A 4373-nucleotide genomic window follows, 5' to 3' on the forward strand; every position below is an offset into this window, starting at 1 on the left:
GATGATCAGCCTGACGCACCTGAAGTTTCGCAAGGCCATGGGCCAACGCGGCATCGTCCCGGGCTTCAAGGCGTTCTGGTCGCCGTACACCAATTACCTGTGCCTGGCGTTCATGGCCATGATCATCTACGTGATGTTGTTGATTCCCGGGGTGCGTGCGTCGGTCTACGCGATCCCGATCTGGGTACTGATCCTGTTCGTGTTCTACCGGATTCGGGTCGCCAGAACTCGCGCGTTGTCGGTCGCTTAATAGCCTTCAGCCAGTCGACAAAAAGCCCCGGCATTCGATGAATGCCGGGGCTTTTGCTTTCTGTAGCAGCTGGCGCAGCCTGCGTTCGAGCGCGCAGCGCTCGTAAATACAAACAACTCGGTGTGCCTGATGCACCTCAGCGGATGATTTTACGACTGCTACGCAGCCGAACGCAGCCTTCGGCAGCTGCTACAGGGTCCGTGCGCCGGGAATCCTCTAGCGCCTGGTTCAGAGGGTCGAACGCACGCGCCACAACTCCGGAAACAGCACGGTATCGAGCATCTTGCGCAGATAGCCGACACCTTCCGTGCCACCTGTGCCCGGCTGGAAGCCGATGATCCGCTCAACCGTGGTGACATGGCGGAAGCGCCATTGACGGAACGAGTCCTCAAGGTCGATCAGTTTTTCCGCCAACTGGTAAAGATCCCAATACCGCGAAGGGTCGGTGTAGACCACACGCCAGGCGGCTTCGACCGAGGCGTCATAAGCAGTCGGGCTGGCCGGGTCGCGCTCGAAGCGCTGCGGATCAATCGCCAACCCTGCGCTGACCATCAACCGAATCGCCTCGTCATACAGCGACGGCGTGGCAATCGCCTTTTCCAGCTCCGCCAACAGTTCCGGCCGGTGCGCATGTGGACGCAACAGCGTTGCACTTTTGTTGCCGAGGATGAATTCGATCTCGCGGTACTGGAACGACTGGAAGCCCGATGACTGGCCCAGAAACGGCCGGATCGCGTGGTATTCGGTCGGCGTCATGGTCGCCAGCACCGTCCAGGCATGCACCAGTTGATCGAAAATCCGCGAGACCCGCGCCAGCATCTTGAACGCCGGAGGCAACTCGCCCAGCCTGACGTGTTCGCGGGCGGCCTTGAGCTCGTGCAGCATCAGCTTCATCCACAGCTCGGACGTCTGATGCTGGATGATGAACAGCATCTCGTTATGGTCCGGCGACAGAGGGTGCTGAGCGCTGAGAATCTTCCCCAGATCCAGGTAATCGCCGTAGCTCATGGAGTCGGAAAAATTCAGTTCGGCGTTATGCCATTCTTCCGGCTGCTTTGAAGGTGACTGATTTGAAGGTGACTGATTTGAAGATGAATAGGGACATTGGCTCATTGAGCAGGCTCCTCAAGTGGCGGTTTGTTCAGGGGACGTAAAATGGCCCTGACCGGGCTCGCGTCCAGGTTGGCAAACCGCAGCGGCAACGCAATCAGTTCATAGTCGCCTTCCGGCACGTCATCGAGCACGATGCCTTCGAGAATCGCCATGCCATGGCGGGCCACTGCGTTGTGCGAATCCATGGTCTTGGACTGTTGAGGGTCCAGCGACGGAGTATCGATACCGATCAGCCGCACGCCAAGGCCCGACAGCAGGTCGACGGTTTCTTTGGCGACAGCCGTGAAGTCCGAATCCCAGGCCGTCAGCGGCGCCTGTTGATAAGTGCGCAGCAAGACGCGCTCGGGCAGATCGGCAAGGCGTCCTTCCAGTTGCCCGGGCTGAACCAACGGACCGCTGTCCAGACAATGCAAGACGCGACACGGACCGATATAAACATCCAGCGATACATCGCCAATGGCCGCGCCGTCGGCACTGTAATGCAACGGTGCATCGACATGGGCACCGGTGTGGGGAGACAGGGTGATGCGACCGACATTCACCGGGCACTCGGGGCCGAAGGTCCAGACGCGCTCTTCCTGAAACGGCGTATCACCCGGCCACGTCGGTGTTACGGTGCTCAAGGGCGGGCTGATATCCCACCACGACATTGTTTTTTTCATTGCATAGCTCTCGACAACTCTCGCGTGAATGATACGAGTGATGCCTGTGAAGATTCTTGCGAAAACCGTCGGGAACGCCCAAATGTTTCGCACTTAATGCCAAGAATTTGAAGTTTAGCGGATGGAAATTTCAATGCGTGAATCGGACTCCTGGATGTCCGCTTGAGCGGGTTTGCTCGATAGCGCGTTTCTGGACAGCTGAATGTCGAGCACAGACAACTGACACCCTGCCGGGCGCTATAGGGTGCGACTTCAGTCCTGCCTAACGCTCGGAGTCAGCATGTCCAAACCCATTACCGTTCTTCGCGATACCCATCCACTGCCAGTGCTTGACGCCTGCAAATGGGAGAAACTCGAAGGTGACCCGCATACCGTCAACCTCAACGCCTACACCAGCGAAGACGGCAGCAAGATCATGGGCACCTGGATCTGCACACCGGGCAAGTGGTACGTGGAGTATGTGAAGTGGGAATACTGCCACTTCCAGGAAGGCTACTGCGTGATCACCCCGGACGGGATGGAACCGATCCATCTGCGCGCGGGTGATATTTTCGTCATTGAGCCGGGCATGAAAGGCACATGGGAAGTGGTCGAGACCGTACGCAAGTACTTCGTTTTCGCCTGATTCAGCAATAAAAAACCGAGAGCCCACCCGACGTGGGCTCTCGGAAAGTATCGACGGATTACGCCATATTTGTGGCGAGGGAGCTTGCTCCCGCGGGTTCGCGAAGCGGACCCATGAGGCCAATGCGACTTGTCAGATACGCCGCGTGTTCAGGATTGACGACTGCTTCGCAGCCGAGCGGGGCGTTGCGGCGTTCCGACAAGCTCCCTCGCCACAGTCCCGCCCCCCTATCAGGGTTTGCGATAGCTGTTGATGATTGCCGAGAAATCCTTGCCGCCTTCGCCACGCTGACTCATCGCCTGATACAGCTGCTGAGCCACCGCGCCGAGCATTACCGGTTGATGCGCCTGACGCGCAGCTTCAGTGGCCAGCCCGAGGTCCTTGAGCATCAATTCGGCACCGAAACCGCCGGTATAACCACGCGATGCCGGTGCTGTTTCGACAATGCCCGGCCACGGGTTGTACATCTCCGAACTCCAGCAACGACCGGTCGAACTGTTGATGATCCCCGCCAGCACCTTGGTGTCGATGCCTAGGGCATCACCCAGGGCCATGGCTTCGCTGACGCCGACCATGGAAATCGCCAACAACAGGTTGTTGCAGATCTTGGCGATTTGCCCGGTGCCGACTTCACCGCAATGCACGATGTTGCGGCCCATCTGCGCCAGTACCGGTTGCAGGGTGGCGAACAATTCCGGCGTGGCACCAACCATGAAGGTCAGCGTCCCGGCCGCAGCGCCACCGGTGCCGCCGGAGACCGGCGCATCCGCCATGGGTACGCCTTGCTTGGCCGCCGCCCCAGCGACATCGCGGGCGGTCTGCGGGTCGATGGTGCTGCAATCCACGGCGGGAACGCCCTTGGCGATCCCGGCCAGCACGCCGTCTTCACCCAGCCAGACACTGCGCACATGGACAGCGGCCGGCAGCATGGTAATCACCAGCTCTGCGCCTTGGGCTGCTTCACGCGCCGAAGCGCTGATGGTGCCGCCCAGTTGCGCCAGCTCTGCGAGTACGGCTTTGTTCAGGTCGACCAGGTTCAGCGAATGGCCAGCCTTGATCAGGTTGCGCGCCATCGGCGCGCCCATGTTGCCGAGACCGATAAAAGCGATTTTCATGTCCGGCTCCTTAACGCAAATTGATGGTTGTGTTCACACCGTCATTGACGCTGTCATCGTCGAACCAGCGACTGGTGACGGTCTTGGTTTGAGTGTAGAACTGCACCACTTGCTTGCCATACGGACCGAGGTCGCCGAGCTTGGAACCGCGCGAGCCGGTGAAGCTGAAGAACGGAACCGGCACCGGGATCGGGATGTTGATGCCAACCTGGCCGACGTCGATTTCATTCTGGAATTTACGCGCCGCCGCACCGCTCTGGGTGAACAGGCCAGTGCCGTTACCGAACGGGTTGGCGTTGACCAGGGCAATGGCCTGATCGAGGGTGTCGACTTCCAGCACCACCAGCACCGGACCGAAAATTTCCTGGGTGTAGATCTGCATGTCGGTGGTCACGCCGGAGAACAGGGTCGGGCCGACAAAGTTGCCTTTTTCGTACCCTGGGACGGTGATGTCACGACCATCGAGCTCCAGTTTTGCGCCGTCCTTGATGCCGCTTTCGATCAGCTCAAGAATCCGCGCCTTGGCCCGTTTCGAAATCACCGGACCAACGTCAGTGCCCGGCTCGCTGCCGGCATTCACTTTGAGTTTTTGCGCCAGGGCCTTGAGG

Annotated in this window: 5 protein-coding genes and 1 pseudogene; 2 read left to right on the plus strand and 4 right to left on the minus strand. The window is 59.4% G+C overall.

Going from position 1 to position 4373, the window contains the following annotated elements:
- Nucleotides 1-250: pseudogene (locus tag AC1DH9_RS23710) on the plus strand (aromatic amino acid transporter AroP); the annotation flags it as partial.
- 228 nt (nucleotides 251-478) lie between these two features.
- Here the strand turns inward: AC1DH9_RS23710 and kynA are convergent.
- Nucleotides 479-1363, minus strand: coding sequence for a tryptophan 2,3-dioxygenase (gene kynA / locus AC1DH9_RS23715; protein WP_427541983.1), 885 nt, complete (start codon nucleotides 1361-1363; stop codon nucleotides 479-481).
- The gene (gene kynB / locus AC1DH9_RS23720; protein WP_427541986.1) at nucleotides 1360-2025 is read right to left on the minus strand and encodes an arylformamidase; all 666 of its coding nucleotides are present in this window, start codon (nucleotides 2023-2025) and stop codon (nucleotides 1360-1362) included. The genes kynA and kynB overlap by 4 nt, the downstream gene beginning before the upstream one ends.
- Nucleotides 2026-2305: 280 nt before the next feature.
- Here kynB and AC1DH9_RS23725 point away from each other — a divergent pair, with 280 nt between their 5' ends.
- On the plus strand, nucleotides 2306-2650 hold the full coding sequence (locus AC1DH9_RS23725) for a cupin domain-containing protein (RefSeq protein ID WP_019691702.1): 345 nt from the start codon (nucleotides 2306-2308) through the stop codon (nucleotides 2648-2650).
- A gap of 230 nt (nucleotides 2651-2880) precedes the next feature.
- On the opposite strand, the gene mmsB is transcribed toward AC1DH9_RS23725, so the two are convergent.
- Both mmsB and AC1DH9_RS23735 read right to left on the minus strand, forming a co-directional pair.
- Complete coding sequence (mmsB, locus tag AC1DH9_RS23730; protein ID WP_427541989.1) at nucleotides 2881-3765, minus strand: 3-hydroxyisobutyrate dehydrogenase; 885 nt, start codon at nucleotides 3763-3765, stop codon at nucleotides 2881-2883.
- A 10-nt stretch (nucleotides 3766-3775) separates the two neighbouring features.
- Nucleotides 3776-4373 (minus strand): aldehyde dehydrogenase family protein (locus AC1DH9_RS23735; protein WP_477808881.1); only part of this gene is annotated, 598 nt, incomplete at its 5' end.

It is taken from the genome of Pseudomonas sp. 05T35 (genome assembly GCF_056396605.1).